Source organism: Hymenobacter lapidarius (assembly GCF_001816145.1).
In the GTDB taxonomy this organism is placed as follows: Bacteria; Bacteroidota; Bacteroidia; order Cytophagales; family Hymenobacteraceae; genus Hymenobacter; species Hymenobacter lapidarius.
Genome location: NZ_MDZB01000089.1, coordinates 29,717 through 47,076 on the forward strand (window position 1 = coordinate 29,717; position 17,360 = coordinate 47,076).

Consider the following 17,360-nt stretch of genomic DNA (forward strand, 5'->3'; position numbering starts at 1 on the left):
TCTACTGTTGCGGGGCGGAGGACCACCGCGCAATAGATACCCAAAGATAGGCTTCTCGGGGAAACGGCCGCAACTATTTTCAGGAATGCTATTTCGTTCGGCTACTCGAATTTGATTAACGTGCTATATTTTCCGTTTTCTGAGAGGACCCCTACTAAACCAAAAATAGCCCTGACCTTACGGCCAGGGCTATTTTTTAGGTGGTGAGACCCGGAAAAAGCGCCTGCTGAGCTATTCTCTTATCAGCCAACGCCAGCTCTTTCCGTTCTTCTATGAGCACTTTCGCGGCCCGCACAAATACGGCATTGCAATACTTGGTTTTATCATCAATCTTTTGCTGGCTGTTTTCCTTGATACGCCACTCGTAGAGCAGCTTTCTAGCCCCGGCCAGGGTCATAGTTTTAAGGTAGAGGGCAATGTTCTTATCCGTTACCTTGAACGAGCGCAGGTTGGCAATAACCGGCCCCGCATCCTTATCCGTCAGCCACGAGGGCGGAACAGCGGTGAGCTGCTTTTGCTGCAAGTCGAAGCGCAGGCCTACAATCTTACGCCGGCCACGGCCCACGCGCTCTTGCTCATAGACCGGATGATAATCGAAGGCGTAGGGGGTCGTTTGAAGCTCTTTTTGCGCCCCTAATACCGTTTTAGCAATCAAATCCGAGGCGTTGGCCAGCTTCATTTTAACCTTGCCGGCCTTGTCCTTTTTGATTTGGCCGTACTTATCCAGCTCCGGGCCACAGTCCATTACTTCGCGGTACTTTTCTAGGCTGACTTCCCACCAGCCCGAAACGCGGAAGGACGACAGAATTTCAAAGAAGCGCATGGAGTACCAGCTATGCAGACCCAGGTAGCCCTCTAACTTGTAGGTGGAATACTGACCGGCAATATTGACAAAGTAGGGCGCGAGTTGGGGGTTTAGAATGATGGTAATAGTGCCATCCTTGATGCCTACCCGGCGTTCTTTGGTGCCATCCAGCAGGGGCCGTAAGTACCACTCTTTGGTTTCCACGTCCTCAAATTCCCATTGCACACGGGCCAGCTCGTAGAGCGCCTGCTTGGCAAAAGTGTAGGCTGATTCTACGGTCATATCCGTTCCCTCGACCAGCGAGGTAACCCGCAACTGATAGAACTCCCGCAACTCCAAATCATCCTCCTTAATCTGTTCCAGCACCCGCGCCATGATGCGCTTGCTGATAACCGACATTTTACGCTGACGGGAAAAGGTAACGTGCAGGTGCTGCTTGACCCGGTTCGTTGATTCCGGTTCATACTGTAGCGGCAGTTCCAGCAGTGGCGAGGTTGGGGGGGGAGGTTCAGAAGCCATCAAAAGCCGGTAGAGGGTGGAATCCGGCCGCAAGGTAGGAGTAATAAAACGACTTGACAAAAAGCGGTTGTTTTATTACTAAGCAAACGTCGTTTTATTACTAAGCAAACGTCGTTTTATTCGGCACTTCTGACTAAGCAAACGTCGTTTTATTCAGGAGCAATCACTAAGCAAACGTCGTTTTATTCGGTTTGCTCCTTATAGTATACTATCTTGTTGTCGTTGTTATAAAAAGATAACCTTGTAAAAAACCTACTATTTTGTTTCACCCACGCGAGGAGTATTTAGGGCTCCGTCAGGTTGTACCCGGACGGTCCAAAAAGGAGGAAAAAAACAAAACAAATTGGCCTAAAAAGGTAAAAAACCGTGATTGCACTTTTCTACTATTTTTTACTATTATTTTAATTAGTAACCGGCCAGCTTATACTATCTCTAGTTTATTGATGCCCCACCCCAGCCACAGGCGGCGCGGCCCCCAACCCAGCGGAGCGAAGGTACACACTGGCACTTACAGGCCCGCCAGGAAGCGCAGGGATAGCCCAGAAGCGACGCACCGCCCCGCAAGCGGGAGAGCGCCCGCCGCAGCCGCCACGAGCGCCACAGCGCGCAATTATGAGCATCCACTAAAATGAACGCCTCGCTGAGTGCCGAGGCGTGAAAAATGGCTCCCTTTGGTTAAAAGTTTGGTCCAAAAGTTAACCGCATAAAGCCGCAGCTGGCTTCCAACGGTGGCGCCATCCAGAGTCGGCGGTTTTACCCTATTTGTTTACGAACCACCTAGGGCCTGACCAGCGAAATAGCTGCCGAGTCCGGGTTCCCGCCCGCCGCCGCTATCCACTCTTTTAGGCCCGCAATCCAACGCCCGGCCCCGTGATTGTCCTTCGGGTTAATCAACACCAGAAACTCGAACAGGGCCAATGCTTCGGTCCATTTCTTCGCTTTTTGCAGCTCCATGCCCATGGCATAGTAGGCCGTGAGCACGAAGCCGTTACCCGTGGATTCGTAGAGCAGCACATCCCGGCCTTCCTCAAAGGCCTTGGGAAACAATAGCCGGGCCTGCATAAAGGCCTGCATCAGGTACGTGAGGCCCAGACCGGGTGTGCGGTTGTTGAGCAGCATCCCCAGGTGCGACACCGCATCCAGGTGCAGCTCCCCGCAGACCGCCATGATTTGCCGGTAGATGCGTTCCGCTTCCAGGGGCGCGACCGAGTGCAACGCTTTGCCCTGCTGAAACAGCGTCTCATGCTGCAACACGACTGCCGGATACACCACGCGCCAGTGGCGCGGCTGGTACTCTATCATGCGGAGCTGGTCCATGCGTGGGTCCGGAAGGGGTAAGCTCAAAAATACAGAGAAGCAGAGCACCTCTCCCCTAACGGGAAATTCTGCTCCAACTCTAGCGGCCCGTAAGGGGGCCAAGATTATGCTTACCGTGTAAATCCGCCCGATTGGAAGATTTACCAGTTGAGCTACCTCTACACTTCCGCGTCAAAGGCCGCCAGCTCCTGTTGAAAGCAGTCCAGACGGCCCTTCGTCTTCAGGAAGAGCATATACCGCATCTTACCCCGTATTGGCCCGACATCGAAGCCCAGCAGCATGGCCTGGTAGCCGAATACGCCCAACAGGTTCTGAATCAATTTTGGCTCTTGCTTGACGAGGGGACCATAGTACACCCGATGCAGCTGCTGCGCATCGACGGCCAGGTTCAGGTCCGCGCAGCGTCCAGTAGCTCTGGTAGAGCGGCGGGCTCGTAGGAGCGCAGATACCCTCGTACAAGGCGTAGCGCATCTTCATAGGTCACGGCAAACGAGGCATCGAACGAGGGGAAATCGGCTTCAAATCGTTCGGCGGAATCATCATCAAACGTCATACAGTCCGGGGCTGTGCTAAAATGATGGCAAAGATAGAAGGGCAGAATAACGCTGATTTTGCCGGTGCTTACGGCTCCAGCCACATGATTTCCTGCTCCCATCCCGCCGGGAACCCCATGTGCTGCTGGTGCAGGCCCAGGGCAATGATGTTGTATTCGCGCAGCAGGTCTACCACGCGCCGCCCAAAGCTGGAGGTCTGGCTGACCTGCACCATCAGGAAGTTGAAGATGGAAAGCGTGTAGTAGATTTTGGTGTTGATGGCCGTCACGTTGGGCTCGGTAAGCCAGTAGCCGGCGTGGCCCCGCTGGTTGGAGAGCATCGGCTTCATGGCGATGTCCCAGAGCCGGTCGTGGTGGGCGCACTTGTTGCGGACGCCGTTAATGCTCTGCATCCAGGAATCGAATACGCGCAGCGCCAGGTTGAAATGGTTGGCAATGGCCAGCTTGGGAGCGGTATCCACGAACTGGGTAAACAGGTTGTAGAGGGTGCCGAACGAGAGCAGTTCCAGCACCATCCAGGCGGGTGGATTGCGCGGGTGGTCGTAGAAGCGGTAGTAATCCGCGATGAACGTTTTGCTTTTGGCCCGGTCCAATTCACCCCGAATGGTGGCCAGAAGCCGGGCTGATGCGGCTTGCTCAGCGGGCGTACCGCGCTTAAAAAAGCGGGCCTGCTCGTACCAGTTGTTGTCACCGGTGTAGCGGGTGATGTGGTAGATGAGTTGGGTACGGAAGGAAATTTCCAGCCGCTCAATAGCCTCCAGACACAGCAGGCGCAGCTGCTTATCGAACTGATAGCGGTGCAGAATGTCGTCGAGCGTGGTGCCTGGCTGAAAGTGACTGGTACCAGGCACTAGGAAGCTGCCCCAATAGCCGCTGAGCCGATAATAGCTGATGTTGGCCAGGTAGCGCAGGGCCCGCGGCTCGTCCGCTACCACCAAGCCCCGGGCCTGCAGCTTCCGCAACTGCTGCGTGAAGTCAATAGCGGGCTTGGTAAAGTGGCGGATGGGGCGGGTCGGCATAAAGCAGTAGGCAAAAAAAAACCCACCCTCAGCGGGGTGGGCTTCCGGTCAAACAGCAAGCCGAAGCTTGTGACCGAAGAATTTTACGGTACCAACCAAACAGCACCGGCAAAGCCGATGTGGCAGATACTTTTTTTGTAAGGCAAAGATACGGCTTTTTGAAGGAAAAGGCAATCCTAGCGTTTCGGAAGCCCAACGTATAGACGTCAAGCACTACCAGGAAGCCGTGCTTACCGTTGCAAATAGGCGCGTACATCGGCTGCCAGCAGACCCACCGCAAGGACCGCATTACGCAGCCGGGTTTCCGTGCAGTTCAGCGCCTGACACCAGTAGTTGACTTCCCTGGTGGAAGCAAGGTTAACGCGCAAAACGTCGGCGGGAGGGGATGGGAGCATAGGTAGTAAACACCACTAACGCGGCAAAAAGTCCACTGGCAGGCACTAAAGCGCCTATATACCCCGCAAAATGTTGAGGAAGTTGTCCAGCGTATGCGCGCCATCTACCGCCCGGCGCTCATACACCATGTAGTAGCGGAAGTCGTTACCAGCCTTGTGCGCCCAGGTAGCGCCCAGACTAATTTTCGTCTCGGCATCGAGGTGGTCGCCCTTGGTTTCCACCACCAGCGTCTTGCCACTTTTGGTCTGGATGATGAAGTCCGGGTAGTGGTTGATAAAGCCGTTGATGCGGAAGCCTTTGCGTTCGGGGTTTCGCGTCCAGAAGGCAATGTTGGGCAGGTTAGCTATTTCGTTAATCACCCGTTCCTCAAAGCCGTTGATTTTCCCTTCCTTCTCATACAAGGACTTGGTAATGGCCTTGCTGGTGTCGCCGGGCGCAATCTGCACCGGAAACGTGTAGGCCGGCTTCATGATGGCCTTGTCCTGGTCGAGAAAGTTGCTGAACTGCTTTTGGGCGTATTCTTCGGAGAGGCTGCGGATTTTGTCTTTGATTTTCTGCGTGTAGGTGTATTCGTGGTTGGCAAAGTCCGTGAATTGCTCGTCGGTGAAGTCCTCCAGGATGCGGCGGATGTACTTCTCAATCTCCTTGTCGGCGATGGGGTAGAGGTTGCCGATGAGGTCCAGGATGCGGCGCGTGAAGTTCTTCACCCGGCTGTCCTTGCGGGCCGGGTCGAGGATGAAAGCCATGATGCGCTCCTTGGCGTCGCCGTCGATGCGGGTGAAGGTGGGGGTAGCCTCCTTTTTGGTTTCGTCCAGGTCCACGCGGTACAGCTCCGAGGAGATGCCGTTGAACTTGATGTCGGTGTCGGCCTTGCCCAGCAGGAAGCCCTGTAGTAGGTATTCTTTTTCCAACAGCACCGTGGTGCCGCCGTCGCCGCTGTCGAACAGGCTGGAAGAGGGCTTTTTCCAGTAGAATTGGGGGAGCACGAGCGCCGCCGCCTGGTCCCGGAAAATGTCCTTGATGGGGTAGGTTTTCACGAGCGATTGGAGTTCGGTGGGCAGCACGGCTACGCCGCCGGCGGTGCTTTCGTCTACTACTTTTTGAAAGGCGGCGTCTTGTTCCAGCGCCGCCTTGGCAATGGCCTCTACGGTGCTGGTGGCGGGTCCAGCCGCCGCGGGTTGCGTTGGCACCACCGCAGCTACGGCCTCGTCGGTGACGGGGGCCACGGGCGCGATGCGGGAGAAATCAACCGCGGCCAGGTCGTCCATGCCCGTGCCGGTGGCCGGCTTCTGGTCAAAGTCAAAAGGCGCCTGCGTAAAGGTGCCCGTGGGCGCCGGGGCCGGGGCCAGCGTGGCGGCATCGGCCACCTTGTAATCGCGGGAGCTGAAACCGGCCTTGTTGAGGCCCTGCACGATTTTGTCGAGCGTTTCGATGAACTTCGTGGAAGCCGTCAGCACGTAGCTCATGTTGAGCATGGGCGCGGTGTGGGGCATTACGTAGGGCTGGCGCAGCACCCGGCCCAGAATCTGCTCCACGTCCACGGCCGACGACTTGTTGGCCAGCGAGGCCAGGATGTAGGCAAAGGGGGCGTCCCAGCCTTCTTTCAGGGCATTCACCGTGATGATGTAGCGCACCTCGCACTTGGGGGAGGAGAGGTCTTCGTTTCTCAGTTCGTTGAGCCCGGCTGTTTTGATGCGGATGTGGCTTTCCGGAATCTTCAGGGCGATGAGCTTCTGCTTGAGCAGCTCGAAGGTGGTGTTGTCGTCGGCGGTTTTGGGTTGGGCCTGAAACAGCACGATGGGCCGGATGTAGCGCCCGCCGGCTCGTTGCTCCTGCCGAGCTTGCAGCTCCAGGTTGCGCTGCAGCTGCAGGGCCGAGTTGATGACTTCGGCCAGGTCGTTGTGGTTGTAGACGATGACGGGCAGCTTCACCATGTGCTCCTTTTTGAGCGCCAGCGCGTCCACGAAGCTGATGATATTGCTGTTTTTGCGGGGCGTGGCCGTCAGGTCGAGAATGAAGGCGGGGTTGAGGTTTTTGAGCATGTCCACGCTCAAATCACTCTCCGCGTTGTGGCTTTCGTCGACGATGACCACCGGGTTCAGGGCCTGAATCACGCGCATGAGCGTAATGTCCTCGTCATCCCCCAGCAGCGAGCCAAAGGACTGCAGGTTGCCGTTTTCCTGGTACACCTTGCGGTCTTCCTTGTTTTTGGCCCGCAGCGAGTCGAAGCTGAGCACCACCAGGTTCAGCTGCTCCTGCACGCTGCTGGCCGAAAAGCCGCTGCCTTGCAGCAAGGCCGCTTTGTCGTACACCTCCACCGGCCGGCGAAGTGGGTGCTGATTTTCTGGCGGTAGGGGTGCAGCGGGTCGCGCAGGCTGCGCAGCGTCTGGTCCAGAATGGTGATGGAAGGCACCAGCCACACCACGGCTTTGGGCCGGCCCACCGGGAAGGCTGCGAAAATGGTGCGCAGGGCGTTGCTGGCAATGAAGGTTTTGCCGCCGGCCGTTGGCACCTTGATGGTGACGTGCGGCACGCCCGGCACGGTGTTCTTGTACGGCTCGATGGCCGTGCCCGGAAACGGCTGTAGCGGGGTGCGCGGGTGCGTGGCCCAGAAGTCCTGGAAAGCGTTGGGCAGGTACTTGGTGGCCTGCACGCAGTCGAGGAAGCGGGCGAGGTCCGTGATGACCTCCTGCTGGTAGGGTTTCAGCTCCATGCGGGTGGTCTAGAAACGCGAAATGTCGCGCGGGATTTTCTTGAAAATGAGGCCGTGCTGCGTCATGAACTCGGCCGTGAGCAGGCAGTTGTCGGCGTAGATGATGTACTGGCCCGCTTTGGTGCGGATGGTACTCAGGAACTCGTGGTCGAGCGTCGTGACCTCCTCGGGCGCGTAATGGAAGTAGTAAGCCGCGCCGTCGTGCTGGCCGAGGAAGGCGGCGTTGTCGTCCGTCGTTTCGGGGAGCAGCGGCTGCTTGGTTTCGGCGTAGTAGAGGTACTGGCGCAGGCCCGGCCGGCCGGCCTGCTCGTTCAGCTCGCCGCTCTCGGTAAATACCGGCTCGCCCAGCGTGAGGTAGTCGAAGCTGCCGCCGGTGCCGGCCTGGCCTGCGTAGCCTTGCATCACGCGCTTCACCCGCTCCGCCGTGATGTGCTCGGCGTAGTCTTCCATCTCCGTGAGGATGAACTTGCGGTTGCCGCCGTCCTGCTGGTTGAGCTTGAGCACGGCGTGGGCCGTGGTGCCGCTGCCGGCGAAGCTGTCGAGGACGATGGAGTCTTTGTCGGTGGCGAGTTGCAAAACCCGCTCGATTAGACGGGTTGGCTTTGGCGTGGAGAATACGGTTTCTGCTTTATCCAGAATCGATAAAATCTCTCTTTTGGCCTCTTGTGTGTGGCCTACCTCTTCGTAAGACCAAAAAGTCTGCGGTGTAACGCCTTGCTTAACTTCGCTCAGGAAGATTTTAGGAGCAGGAACATTACTTCCATCTTTGCCCCACCAAATTCTTCCCTCCTCGTCCATCTCTCGGAATTTTTCTTCCGAGACGCGCCAATAAGAACCCGGTGGTGGGCCTTCAATAATTCGGCCGCTTGGGGTCTGTATTTGATAAGTGCCTTTGCTGTAGTAATTGCGAGCGGCTAGGTTGTTAGGACGCCAAAGTCCGCGAGGGTCCTTATCCGGGTTTTTGTATGCCTTGTCCTGCTTGTCAGTCCGAGGCATCAAGTTCACTCGCCATAATGCCGCATTTTTGGCGTAAACGAGTAGGTATTCATGGTCACCAGAAAAGTGCATGGCACTTGATTTTGGTGCATAGTTTTTGCGCCAAACAATGGATGTTATGAAATTACCTCCTCCCATTATTTCATCACATGTAGACTTTAAATTATATAATTCAGTATCATCAATCGAAATAAAAATGGCTCCATCTTCCGCCAGCAGCTTATGCAGCAGCTTGAGGCGCGGGTACATCATGCACAGCCATTTGTCGTGGCGGGAAAGGTCTTCGCCTTCCTTGCCCACGACCTGGCTGAGCCACTTCTTGATTTTGGGGTCGTTGACGTTGTCGTTGTACACCCAGCCCTCGTTGCCGGTGTTGTAGGGCGGGTCGATGTAGATGCACTTCACCCGGCCCTCGTACTGCGGCAGCAGGGCTTTCAGGGCTTCGAGGTTGTCGCCGTAGATAATCTGGTTACCGCTGCCGGTGGGTTCGGCGGTTTGGGTGCCGTCGGCCAGGGCGCCGTACTGGTGGTTGAGGAGGCGAAACGGAACGTCCTGGTGGTGGTTGATGACTTTGTCTTTACCAATCCAGTGGAGGGTGGGCATAAAAAGCGTAGCGTGATGGAGCCAACGAAGGTACGGAAGCCACAAACGGGGAGCTAATCGGATGTAGGGGCTGGAAAAGTCCGCTTCTGGGATTCCCAATGCTTATGCTAACTGGCAGCGTACTGAAAATAACACCCGAAATAACTATCTTCGTTAGTATTCCGACCGATGCTAGTCTCGTTAGGCAAGCGCAACGGCATTTACCGCTTTCAAGTGGCTGTGTGCGCATGGCGTTGCGTTGATGCAGCCGCTAACGATAGCATTGCAGGCCGTGAAACAATGGCATACACCCGTCACAGGGGTCGCACTAGACTAGGAACGGAAAACAACGCTAAGGAATTTTGAGCAGGGCCATTGCCTCAAAAAACGTACGTTTAAACGCTACTAAGGCAGTTTTTAAGAAAAGTATGTTGTGGCTGAGTTGGAGTGTAGCTTTTGCTTATCTCACGTATCAACGGCTCATTCCTTCCTGAATAACTGACTTAGAGAGACAAATCAGCTCGTTTTCGGTGGTCAAGTGGGCTTACCGTTGTTTTTCGTTCCTAGTATAGTGCGACCCCATGTACTGTTCAGACTGGAGCAACCAAGGGGAGGACCTGCTCAATATTTACACTGTTTACCATCGTTGGTTCGTCCATTAGCATTTGCATTGGAATACGGTATTTCGCAGCCAAGAATGTGTTGATTTCATCCTTATCTGCGCAAGTCAGTAGGAAATCTTCCTCTTCTTTCTCAAAAAGTGGTATGCTAAAGCCTTTGATATAGTTCTTGCCAAGACCGAAATAGTCCCCTGAATAAGGTTTACTGGTGTGTTTAACGAAAAACCAAAACAACTTGCTGATAAGGACTTTCTGCAAAATCCGCAGCGTCCTTGAATTCCAGGAAACGATGGAAAAACCTGTGTAAAACAGTAAGTCGCTGTCTTCTGTGTAAACGAAATAGGGTTGGTCAGAAATGTGCGGGAAGAGGAGTTTGTAACCTTGCACATTCAACCCTTGTGCGCGTCCAAATGCGTACCAAGCCTCATAATCACTGGCACCGCCTCTATCCCGTAGCGCTAATTCTGCTTGGTGCGCCAAGAGATATTTATAGGCGTCAGGATAGAGAGTGGCTAATTCGACTTCCTCTAACGGCACCACCCGCCGGCCAACAGTTTGCTCATCGGGGAAAAGGACATTAGGTTGGGCTTGGTACTTATAAGGAAAAATGATTTTTTCCCCGTAAATAGCAAAATCGGCTTCTTTCTTTAAACTGTTTGCCTTGACAGCATTTCGACAGATTCCTTTTTCTATTTGAAAACGCACTTTCGCTTTGGTCTCCAGTTCAAAGTGGGTAGGCGTCTCACCAATCGCCTTAAAAACAAACACCTGATTTTTCAGCGTTGCGAAGCCTCCACGAATGTCTGCTACCTGTTCCAGTGGGCGGCCAGTCGTCCGCAGCCGGTGCAGCACCGATTTGATGTCCACCGTGCTGAGGACCCATCCTTGATGGTCAGTAAGCGTATCGTAAGGTATTTGTACAAAATCAGCTGGTCCCAGGGTCGATAGTTGGCTGCTTTTACTCAAGCAGTACCGCACAACTGGTTGCGGTTGCCGGCCGATGATGCAGATGCAGGTGTAGGTCGTACGCCCTTTGAAAACCTGCTCACCTCCGAAATCAACGATGGAAAGGCCAAAAGAATGCTGATGAAAGTATTCCCGGAGCTTACGTCCATTCATGCTTCGCGTGAAGCTGTTCACGGTGATGTAGCCCAGTACCCCATGCTCATGCAACGCTTCCAAACCTATCTGAAAGAAAGGAATGTATAAATCGGGGTTTCCCGATAAACAGACTGGCCATTTTTCTAACAGCTCACGTGTCTCCGGCGTGATATTCTTGGCGCAAACATAGGGCGGGTTTCCAATGACAAAATCAAAGCCACCCCGCTCGCCAACACGTGTAAATTCCGTGCGCCAATCAAAATCCAGGGAGTTTCCCTCCTTTAAATTGAACTGAAAATCGGCGTCTTCTCCCTCACCGATAGCCAGGAGCGAGAGAGTAATGGCACTTCGCTCGATGCTGTAGGGGGCAATGTCTACCCCGTACAGTAATTCGCTGTAGATGTACTCATACGACAAGTCATGCCTTTCTCGTAAAAATCGGGCATAGCTGTAAAGGAATCCCCCGCATCCGCACGCCACATCACACACGAATGCTTGTGTAAGGTCCAAGTTTGTGGAGGCCGTTACCTGGTCAATGATGTAAGACTTGATGTACTCCGGCGTATAGATAGCGCCATTGACTTTTTTGTCGGAGGGAGAAACTACTAACTCGAAAATCTCAATCAGGTCTTCAAACGAAAACGTCCCTTGGTAAGAAAGGAAGTAGTCCTGGAAAAGAGTATAGTCAGCCCAATCTTCCTCCTGTTCATGAATCACTAACTCGTTGACAAAGGCGCTATGTTGAGGCTTTAAGTTGTTTAACGCTAAAAATGTAGTGACAAGAATTCTGTTCACCCGACGCGGCTCGGCAGGGATTACTTTATTAAGCGTTCTGAAAAACTCCTTTATCATCTAGAGCAAATTGGGCCAGATGGCCTTTTTGGCACCCCAGCAATCCGCGTCGCGGGGCAAATTCCAATGCTGGGCAATGGCGTGGATGTAGGGTTTCAAGAACGCAGTCTGGTATTTGCGGCACAGGTTCGCGTAGGACCCATCTCTTTGCAAGGCATTCCAAGCAATGGGTAGGTAATTAGATAATATGAAATCGACCCCTAAAATGAGGTCCATAGGGTAGTGTAACAGCCGCGGTGGGTCAAGGAACAAGTTGCCACTGGTTCCAAGATTCAGGTCAGCGGCTTCATCTACTTTATACGTCTTGCCGCTACTGAACTGCACATGGTAAAGCGGGTGGACTTCAGCTGGTGGCACTTTGACTTGAGAGCCGGCCGCAACTGGTTGCACTTGATGTCTGTCCAAGTGATACGAAGTCAAGCAGCGACTTTCATCCTTGTTGGTCCCCAATAGAAGCACATCCAAGTTGAGCCGACGGGCAGGGTCCTGCATTTTCTCCCAGCCGCGCCAATCAGCCGCGAATGCCATGCTAATGCGCAAGGTTAGCTGCCTGACAGCAGGGAATGTATGCCGGGGAATTGCGGTGATGATTACAGGTAACTGCGTAATGGTGTATCCCCACAGTGAAACATCAGGTTTTCCTGCCTCGTCTAGGTACACATGCTGGTTGTCCTCCAGCAAGCGAATTGCGTCTTTGAAGGATTCGTTTTTCTCAATGCTAATGCGCTGCTTGTTGGTGAAGCGAGCCAAGTCTCTTAAATCATTGGCTCTGGCTTTGCGAAAAGCCATAACCTTGGGGTCTATTGGTGCCATTTAGCGTCTATGCTTGAGAATACTCTTCCCGAATGGCATCAAAGCGTTCAACTTCATCGGGATGAAGTGAGCGATGTAAATCGGTAATATGCATTCGTTCAAGCAAGGCTTTCAGAGAGATATAGTCATAGTCTTGCCAAGCCATTGGCTCGTGGCCAGGAGCAAGCCGGAAACCTTCTGAAGGGTCCAGAGGTGTTTTTAGCGCTTCGCAGATGGTCCAATACCACTTGCTATGATTGAACATGATGGGTTCAGCCGCTACTAATCCTTCAATGCCAGTATGCTCCGCTAAAGCGGCCACCCGTTGAGCTGCGGTTAAAGAGGAAAGTGTTGTTCCGCATAGACCTTCGAAAATGCGGTTGATTTCAGGCTGCCACCACCGGTTCCAACTCTGACTGAATGCCCCGGTGTAACGTGCGGCCCCAAACACTTCGTCACGCAACCGGGCCCAGCCGGCTCCCGTGCCAGTTTGCCCTAAGCGAGCTGCAAAAACCGACTCTTTGATAAGCTCATTTGCAGGCACTAGCAGTTCCCGTAGAATATATCGGGCATACTCATGGGTTGCAATTGGCACGGGACGGCCCGCAAATCGACTAAACATACGCGGGTCGAGGAGCTGAGCATCGCAAGCTAACATCTCGTTCCACCTACCGGGCGCTTTATCGATGAGGCGGTAGCCTTCAACTAAAGCCATCAGCTTTTCAGAAATCTTCTGAGCCCGCTTCTCTACGTCCTCTTTAGGAAATTTATAGTCGAATAGGTCATGACTACTCAAATCAGCGTCATACATGCCAATCTTCCACTGTTGCGAACACAAGACGATGGGGAAATCCTTGATTTTCACCTCTTGGTCATACACCTTGGTGCGCAGAAATTGCGCTAGCGTCGTAGCCGTGTACTCTGCTCGCTGGCCATTCGGCCGACGCTCTTGGTCAAGTCGTAAATCCAATAACAAGCCATCGAACTGACCGCTTTGGGAGATTAAATCTTCTACTTGGTTTGCGAACAAAGCCACGGGACGGTACTCTACAACCAGTTTGCCCGGAACAGACAATGCAGTAGCAATCTGGCCTACTTTCTCCTCTGGGTCATCGTCCAGGTACAAGTATCGGATGGACATGTTATTTTTTAGGATTTAGAGGTATCTGAATGCGGAGCGTGGTACTAAAGCCGGGCGTGGACAAAGCCACGAAGATAGTGCCTCGGTAGCTCTCCACGATGTCTCGAACGATTTTAAGCCCTAACCCCATGCCGGTCAGTTCTTCACGAAAGGTGGCTTGCCGAGAGGCGGGTTGCGACGTGGTAAAGAAGGCATCGAAAACCTGGTCTTGGTGCTCCACCGGGATGCCATTTCCATTGTCGGAAAATTCCACGTAAAGCAGGTTGCCCACCTTGCCGCACTTTACAAAAATCTTCCCAGCCACTTCCGCCTGGTGGATGGCTTTCTTGGCGTTTGAGTAGAAGTTAAATAAAATGGATGCCCATTCTGACCGGTGCATGGGTACCGTGAATAAATCATAGCCCTCGAACACTGGAGCCAACACGGTAATGCCGGACTTCTCTGCGTCAGGAATGATGGTTGTGATGAATGGATTGATAAGCTCCCGTAGTTCTAAGGGCTCTAGCTCGCGAGAGACATTGTCGGAGATGGTGCGCTCGAAATAAGAGCGATAGGTAGAAAACGCTTGTATGTTGCGGCTGAACCTGGCAAAAACAGTTGCGGCTTCTTCATTGCCTGTCAAGAGAAGGGTCAGGGCCTGAATGTCTAAGTTAAATGAGGTCACATACGTCTTGATTTCATGCACAAACTGGCCAATAACAAGCCCTAGGCCTGCCAGTACGCGAAGCTGATTGATTTCTTCAATAAGCTTTGTATTCTGCTGTTCCTGCTGGGTATTGGCACCGATGATGGCTTTGACGGCATTGGTGAACACATCCAGCGAAGAAACAGGGGGAGTTGGGCTTGCTATAGGTGGGGCAGTATTAGGTGAGGGCGAATCAGGTGGTGGGTTGGCCGCGGCGCTATCCCGCCTCATTGTCTCTATGGCATCAAGTGCATCTTTTGCGGCGTCCTTGATGGTCTCTGTGGGTTTGGGCGGTGTTTTGCGTTTTTCACCCGCAGTGCCCTTTCGGTTTCGAGAAGCAGCCACCCGTAGAACGCCACCTATCAGCGTTCGGTAGGTGAAGTCGGAAAGCTCTTGAAACGCCAGATTTTCTACCAGTTTCTCACGGCTCGCCGTTTCGTCAAATTGACGTCCCTCGCTATCAACGAGTTCTACAAATCCTAAAAAGTTGTTGTTGCCGTGCGGCGGAATGACAACATTTCGCCGCACCGATGAATCTAGACCAGTCCAGTCGTCGTCTTGCTCGCCATAGGGTAGGACACGAAAACCGTTACGGTAGATACGTACCCCTCCTTGTTCCTTCAATGTTTCCCGAACCGCCGTAATAGTGTTAGGCGCAAACAAGCCCGATTCAAAAATGAAATAATATGCTTTTAAGTGGATGTTCCGCAGGTGGTCGAAAGGTGTTTCAATCCCCCCATCTGCTTTAGTAAGCGCCTGCACTTCCTGAGCGATACCTAAAGATTGACTCTCGACAGCCCAAAAGCCTACTCCTTTCTCATCAACGTAACCTTCAATGACTGCTAATGCTTGGTCAAAATAGGCCCGTTGTTCATTGATGATAAGATGCAGTTTGCCCTGCGCATCTTGTTGCTGAATATCAACCCTGAAACCAGGGTCGTTTTCGCTTTGAGTGAGCTGCGGTGATAGGGGGTAGGGTTGTAACAGTTCAGCTAGGTATCGGTAAGCACGTTTGATAGCAGTGTCAGACCACACCTCTCGCAGGCCTTCGATTATCAGCGCGGTTCCCTTGCCTTCCGCTCGTGCGGGAATAATTTCAATCTTTGATTCTATCGCAAGCAGATTAGAATCGGTTACGAACTTGTCCCAATCAATTGTAACTTGAATGGCTTCCGTGGCTGTAGCAGTCTGGGTGACAATTGTTAGCTTGGCGCCTAGTCGTTGCGTTGCAAATCGGCCAATCCCTTTTTTACCAGCGCGGGTGCGCTTATATATCGGGGACTTTGGGTGGTGAATCTTATCTGTTGAAGAAAGGCGCATGAATCCGTTCACCAGCTGCTGCTGAGTCATCCCGTTCCCATTGTCGGTGACCGTGAGAGTACCCCCGATTTGGTTATTGTTTTTGAAGACTAGTGTGACGGTTGTAGCATCCGAATCATAGCCGTTCTTGACAAGTTCGGATAATGCTGTTTCCGCACGCCCCACCAATTCTTTGCCCAAACGATTGATGATACCAGCATCGACGCTAAAGCGAACAGTTGATTCGTCAAGACTAGCAAGTTCACTAGATAGGTTAATGATTTTGGAATGGTCTAGCTTTTCTTCTTGCAGAGCGGCCCTTATAGACCCTTTGATGATTTGCACCCTGCCAAGAGTAGCCTTCTCCCACTTTGTGACGGCTACATCTGACCGTTGTGGCCCAACTCTTACTTCCTTAATATACCAGTTGTAGGTGCTTAGCGCTAATGAGTTTGCTGAGCCTTGCCCTTCCTCGTTTTCGCCAACAATAACTTGCCGTTCCGCTGGCCACTCATGAATCTCGCTTAGGCCGGCAAGCATTTCCTCCAATTCAGCTTGATTAGTCGGTTTTAACCCCTGGATTTCAATAAACCATTGATTGGCAACAGAAACGCGCCGATGTGTATAGGTTAGTGAGTCCATGGAGAATGTTAGGTGGGAGCTACGGGACTCCAAGGTAGATGTAATGGGGTGGAGCTTACTCTTCCAGCACCAATATTCATATTTGGCGCGTGTCAGCCATTGGAACTAAACAAGTAACTTACTTCCTACTAGGGGCGCAGCGCACAGTAGTTATAATCCCAATGCTTGCGCCGCATTATAGGAAACTACGTTGTTGAGCTGTGTGTAGCGCTCAATCATGGCGTCTGTTTTCTGCTTGGTCTGGTTTTTAATGGCCTTGTGGGACTGCCCGTTGAGCACGGCCACCGTCACGAAGGACACGCGTAGCGAGTGGGCCGAGTAAGCCGGGCCGAGGCGCTTTTGCACCAGCTTGTTGATGGAAATATCGGAAAGCCGCTTGTCCGACGGAGCCGCCATCTGCCCAGGGGCGGCCCGCGGAATCTTTACGAACAGCGGCCCCGTGGTCCAGCCCAGCAGATTCAGCCAGGTCCGTAGGCAGCGCACGGGGCAGAAGTCCGCGTTGGGCGCGTAGAAAATGGCTTTGTCCTCAACCGCCCCGTACTGGTTAGTTTTGCTTTTGGCCAGGTGCACGAGCAAGGCCCGTTCGGTGAATTCCAGCTGTTCGATGTTCAGGTCCACCAGCTCCGACCGGCGGAAGGCCCCCGAGAAGCCGAGCAGCAGAAGGGCCCGGTCCCGCAGGCCGGCCGATGTTTCCAGGTCGATGCGGAGAATAGCCTGTTTCAACTCCTCGACCGTGAATGCCTGCGCCTGGTCTTGTCGCTTGCCCAGCGTGCGGGCAATGCCTTCCATAACGATGTTCAAGGCATCCAAGGTCGCCGGCAGCCGGTGGCCGGCAAGCTGATGGGCTTTACGGATGGCCGCTAAGTGACGCTTGATGGTGGCCAGCGAATGCGGCCGGGTGAGCGGTTGTTGGCCCTTCTTTTTTTCCCGACCGTCCCCCAGCGTTGGTTCGGGTTTCTCGGTGGCCAGGAAGGCCACGTACTCGGTCAGCGTCTCCACGTCGGCCGGCAACGCCACGAAGCCGTGGTGCTCGCAAAAGGCCCCGTAACTTTTCAGGTCGGACGTGTAGGCCCGTTCGGTATTCGCGGCACCCTGCAAGCCGGTTTCGAGAAAGCCCGCGACTTTGGCGGAAGCACGGGCCAGCTGCGTGCTGACCGTGGGGGTGGCGTTGGACGCCGGAACGATGGAAAGGTCTTCGCTCATGGCGTGCGTGCCGGGGGCCGTTGGGAGGACTGGATTCGGTGGGGCGACCGGACCGGTTCGGTACACCTATATAATAGGTAGCAAAAACGGTCGAAAAGCCCCCGTTTTGGCTGCCAAAGATAAGT

The 17,360-nt window shown here is 53.6% G+C and carries 13 protein-coding genes; all 13 read right to left on the bottom strand.

The genetic code is table 11. From position 1 onward, the window contains the following. Positions 1-196: 196 nt before the first annotated feature. Positions 197-1,324, bottom strand: coding sequence for a replication initiation protein (locus BEN47_RS05805; protein WP_083322161.1), 1,128 nt, complete (start codon positions 1,322-1,324; stop codon positions 197-199). 777 nt (positions 1,325-2,101) lie between these two features. After that, positions 2,102-2,641, bottom strand: a complete 540-nt coding sequence (locus BEN47_RS05810; RefSeq protein ID WP_070726065.1) for a hypothetical protein — start codon at positions 2,639-2,641, stop codon at positions 2,102-2,104. Between the two features lie 158 nt (positions 2,642-2,799). After that, on the bottom strand, positions 2,800-2,961 hold the full coding sequence (locus tag BEN47_RS21340; protein WP_158010874.1) for a hypothetical protein: 162 nt from the start codon (positions 2,959-2,961) through the stop codon (positions 2,800-2,802). Positions 2,962-3,262: 301 nt separating this feature from the next. Next, complete coding sequence (locus tag BEN47_RS05820; RefSeq protein WP_070726069.1) at positions 3,263-4,213, bottom strand: Abi family protein; 951 nt, start codon at positions 4,211-4,213, stop codon at positions 3,263-3,265. 230 nt (positions 4,214-4,443) lie between these two features. Further along, positions 4,444-4,608 carry a DUF3606 domain-containing protein gene (locus tag BEN47_RS22830; protein ID WP_083322154.1) on the bottom strand — a complete coding sequence of 55 codons (165 nt, stop codon included), beginning with the start codon at positions 4,606-4,608 and terminating at the stop codon, positions 4,444-4,446. A 54-nt stretch (positions 4,609-4,662) separates the two neighbouring features. Continuing rightward, entirely contained in the window at positions 4,663-6,921 is a 2,259-nt protein-coding gene (locus BEN47_RS05825) for a DEAD/DEAH box helicase family protein (RefSeq protein WP_317039469.1), read from the bottom strand. Continuing rightward, positions 6,855-7,322: a DEAD/DEAH box helicase family protein gene (locus BEN47_RS22620; protein ID WP_317039470.1), complete on the bottom strand. Its 468-nt coding sequence runs from the start codon at positions 7,320-7,322 to the stop codon at positions 6,855-6,857. Before BEN47_RS22620 ends, BEN47_RS05825 begins: the two co-directional genes overlap by 67 nt. Positions 7,323-7,331: 9 nt before the next feature. Further along, positions 7,332-8,921 (bottom strand): site-specific DNA-methyltransferase, encoded by a 1,590-nt coding sequence (locus tag BEN47_RS05830; protein WP_070726071.1) that lies wholly within the window; start codon positions 8,919-8,921, stop codon positions 7,332-7,334. 569 nt (positions 8,922-9,490) lie between these two features. Then, positions 9,491-11,473 (bottom strand): HsdM family class I SAM-dependent methyltransferase, encoded by a 1,983-nt coding sequence (locus BEN47_RS05835; RefSeq protein WP_070726073.1) that lies wholly within the window; start codon positions 11,471-11,473, stop codon positions 9,491-9,493. Then, entirely contained in the window at positions 11,474-12,262 is a 789-nt protein-coding gene (locus BEN47_RS05840; protein WP_125921526.1) for a hypothetical protein, read from the bottom strand. Between the two features lie 31 nt (positions 12,263-12,293). Beyond that, positions 12,294-13,391, bottom strand: coding sequence for a hypothetical protein (locus tag BEN47_RS05845; protein WP_125921527.1), 1,098 nt, complete (start codon positions 13,389-13,391; stop codon positions 12,294-12,296). 16 nt (positions 13,392-13,407) lie between these two features. After that, positions 13,408-16,032 carry an ATP-binding protein gene (locus tag BEN47_RS05850; protein WP_239691513.1) on the bottom strand — a complete coding sequence of 875 codons (2,625 nt, stop codon included), beginning with the start codon at positions 16,030-16,032 and terminating at the stop codon, positions 13,408-13,410. A gap of 150 nt (positions 16,033-16,182) precedes the next feature. Continuing rightward, the gene (locus tag BEN47_RS05855; RefSeq protein ID WP_070726079.1) at positions 16,183-17,235 is read right to left on the bottom strand and encodes a site-specific integrase; all 1,053 of its coding nucleotides are present in this window, start codon (positions 17,233-17,235) and stop codon (positions 16,183-16,185) included. Positions 17,236-17,360 lie beyond the last annotated feature (125 nt).

Excerpts from the sequence above, each read along its gene's own strand:
- BEN47_RS05810 (WP_070726065.1), bottom strand. The coding sequence starts at position 2,641 with ATGGACCAGCTCCGCATGATAGAGTACCAGCCGCGCCACTGGCGCGTG.
- BEN47_RS05835 (WP_070726073.1), bottom strand. The coding sequence starts at position 11,473 with ATGATAAAGGAGTTTTTCAGAACGCTTAATAAAGTAATCCCTGCCGAG.
- BEN47_RS05850 (WP_239691513.1), bottom strand. The coding sequence starts at position 16,032 with ATGGACTCACTAACCTATACACATCGGCGCGTTTCTGTTGCCAATCAA.
- BEN47_RS05855 (WP_070726079.1), bottom strand. The coding sequence starts at position 17,235 with ATGAGCGAAGACCTTTCCATCGTTCCGGCGTCCAACGCCACCCCCACG.
- BEN47_RS05805 (WP_083322161.1), bottom strand. The coding sequence starts at position 1,324 with ATGGCTTCTGAACCTCCCCCCCCAACCTCGCCACTGCTGGAACTGCCG.
- BEN47_RS22830 (WP_083322154.1), bottom strand. The coding sequence starts at position 4,608 with ATGCTCCCATCCCCTCCCGCCGACGTTTTGCGCGTTAACCTTGCTTCC.
- BEN47_RS05820 (WP_070726069.1), bottom strand. The coding sequence starts at position 4,213 with ATGCCGACCCGCCCCATCCGCCACTTTACCAAGCCCGCTATTGACTTC.
- BEN47_RS22620 (WP_317039470.1), bottom strand. The coding sequence starts at position 7,322 with ATGGAGCTGAAACCCTACCAGCAGGAGGTCATCACGGACCTCGCCCGC.
- BEN47_RS05840 (WP_125921526.1), bottom strand. The coding sequence starts at position 12,262 with ATGGCTTTTCGCAAAGCCAGAGCCAATGATTTAAGAGACTTGGCTCGC.
- BEN47_RS05830 (WP_070726071.1), bottom strand. The coding sequence starts at position 8,921 with ATGCCCACCCTCCACTGGATTGGTAAAGACAAAGTCATCAACCACCAC.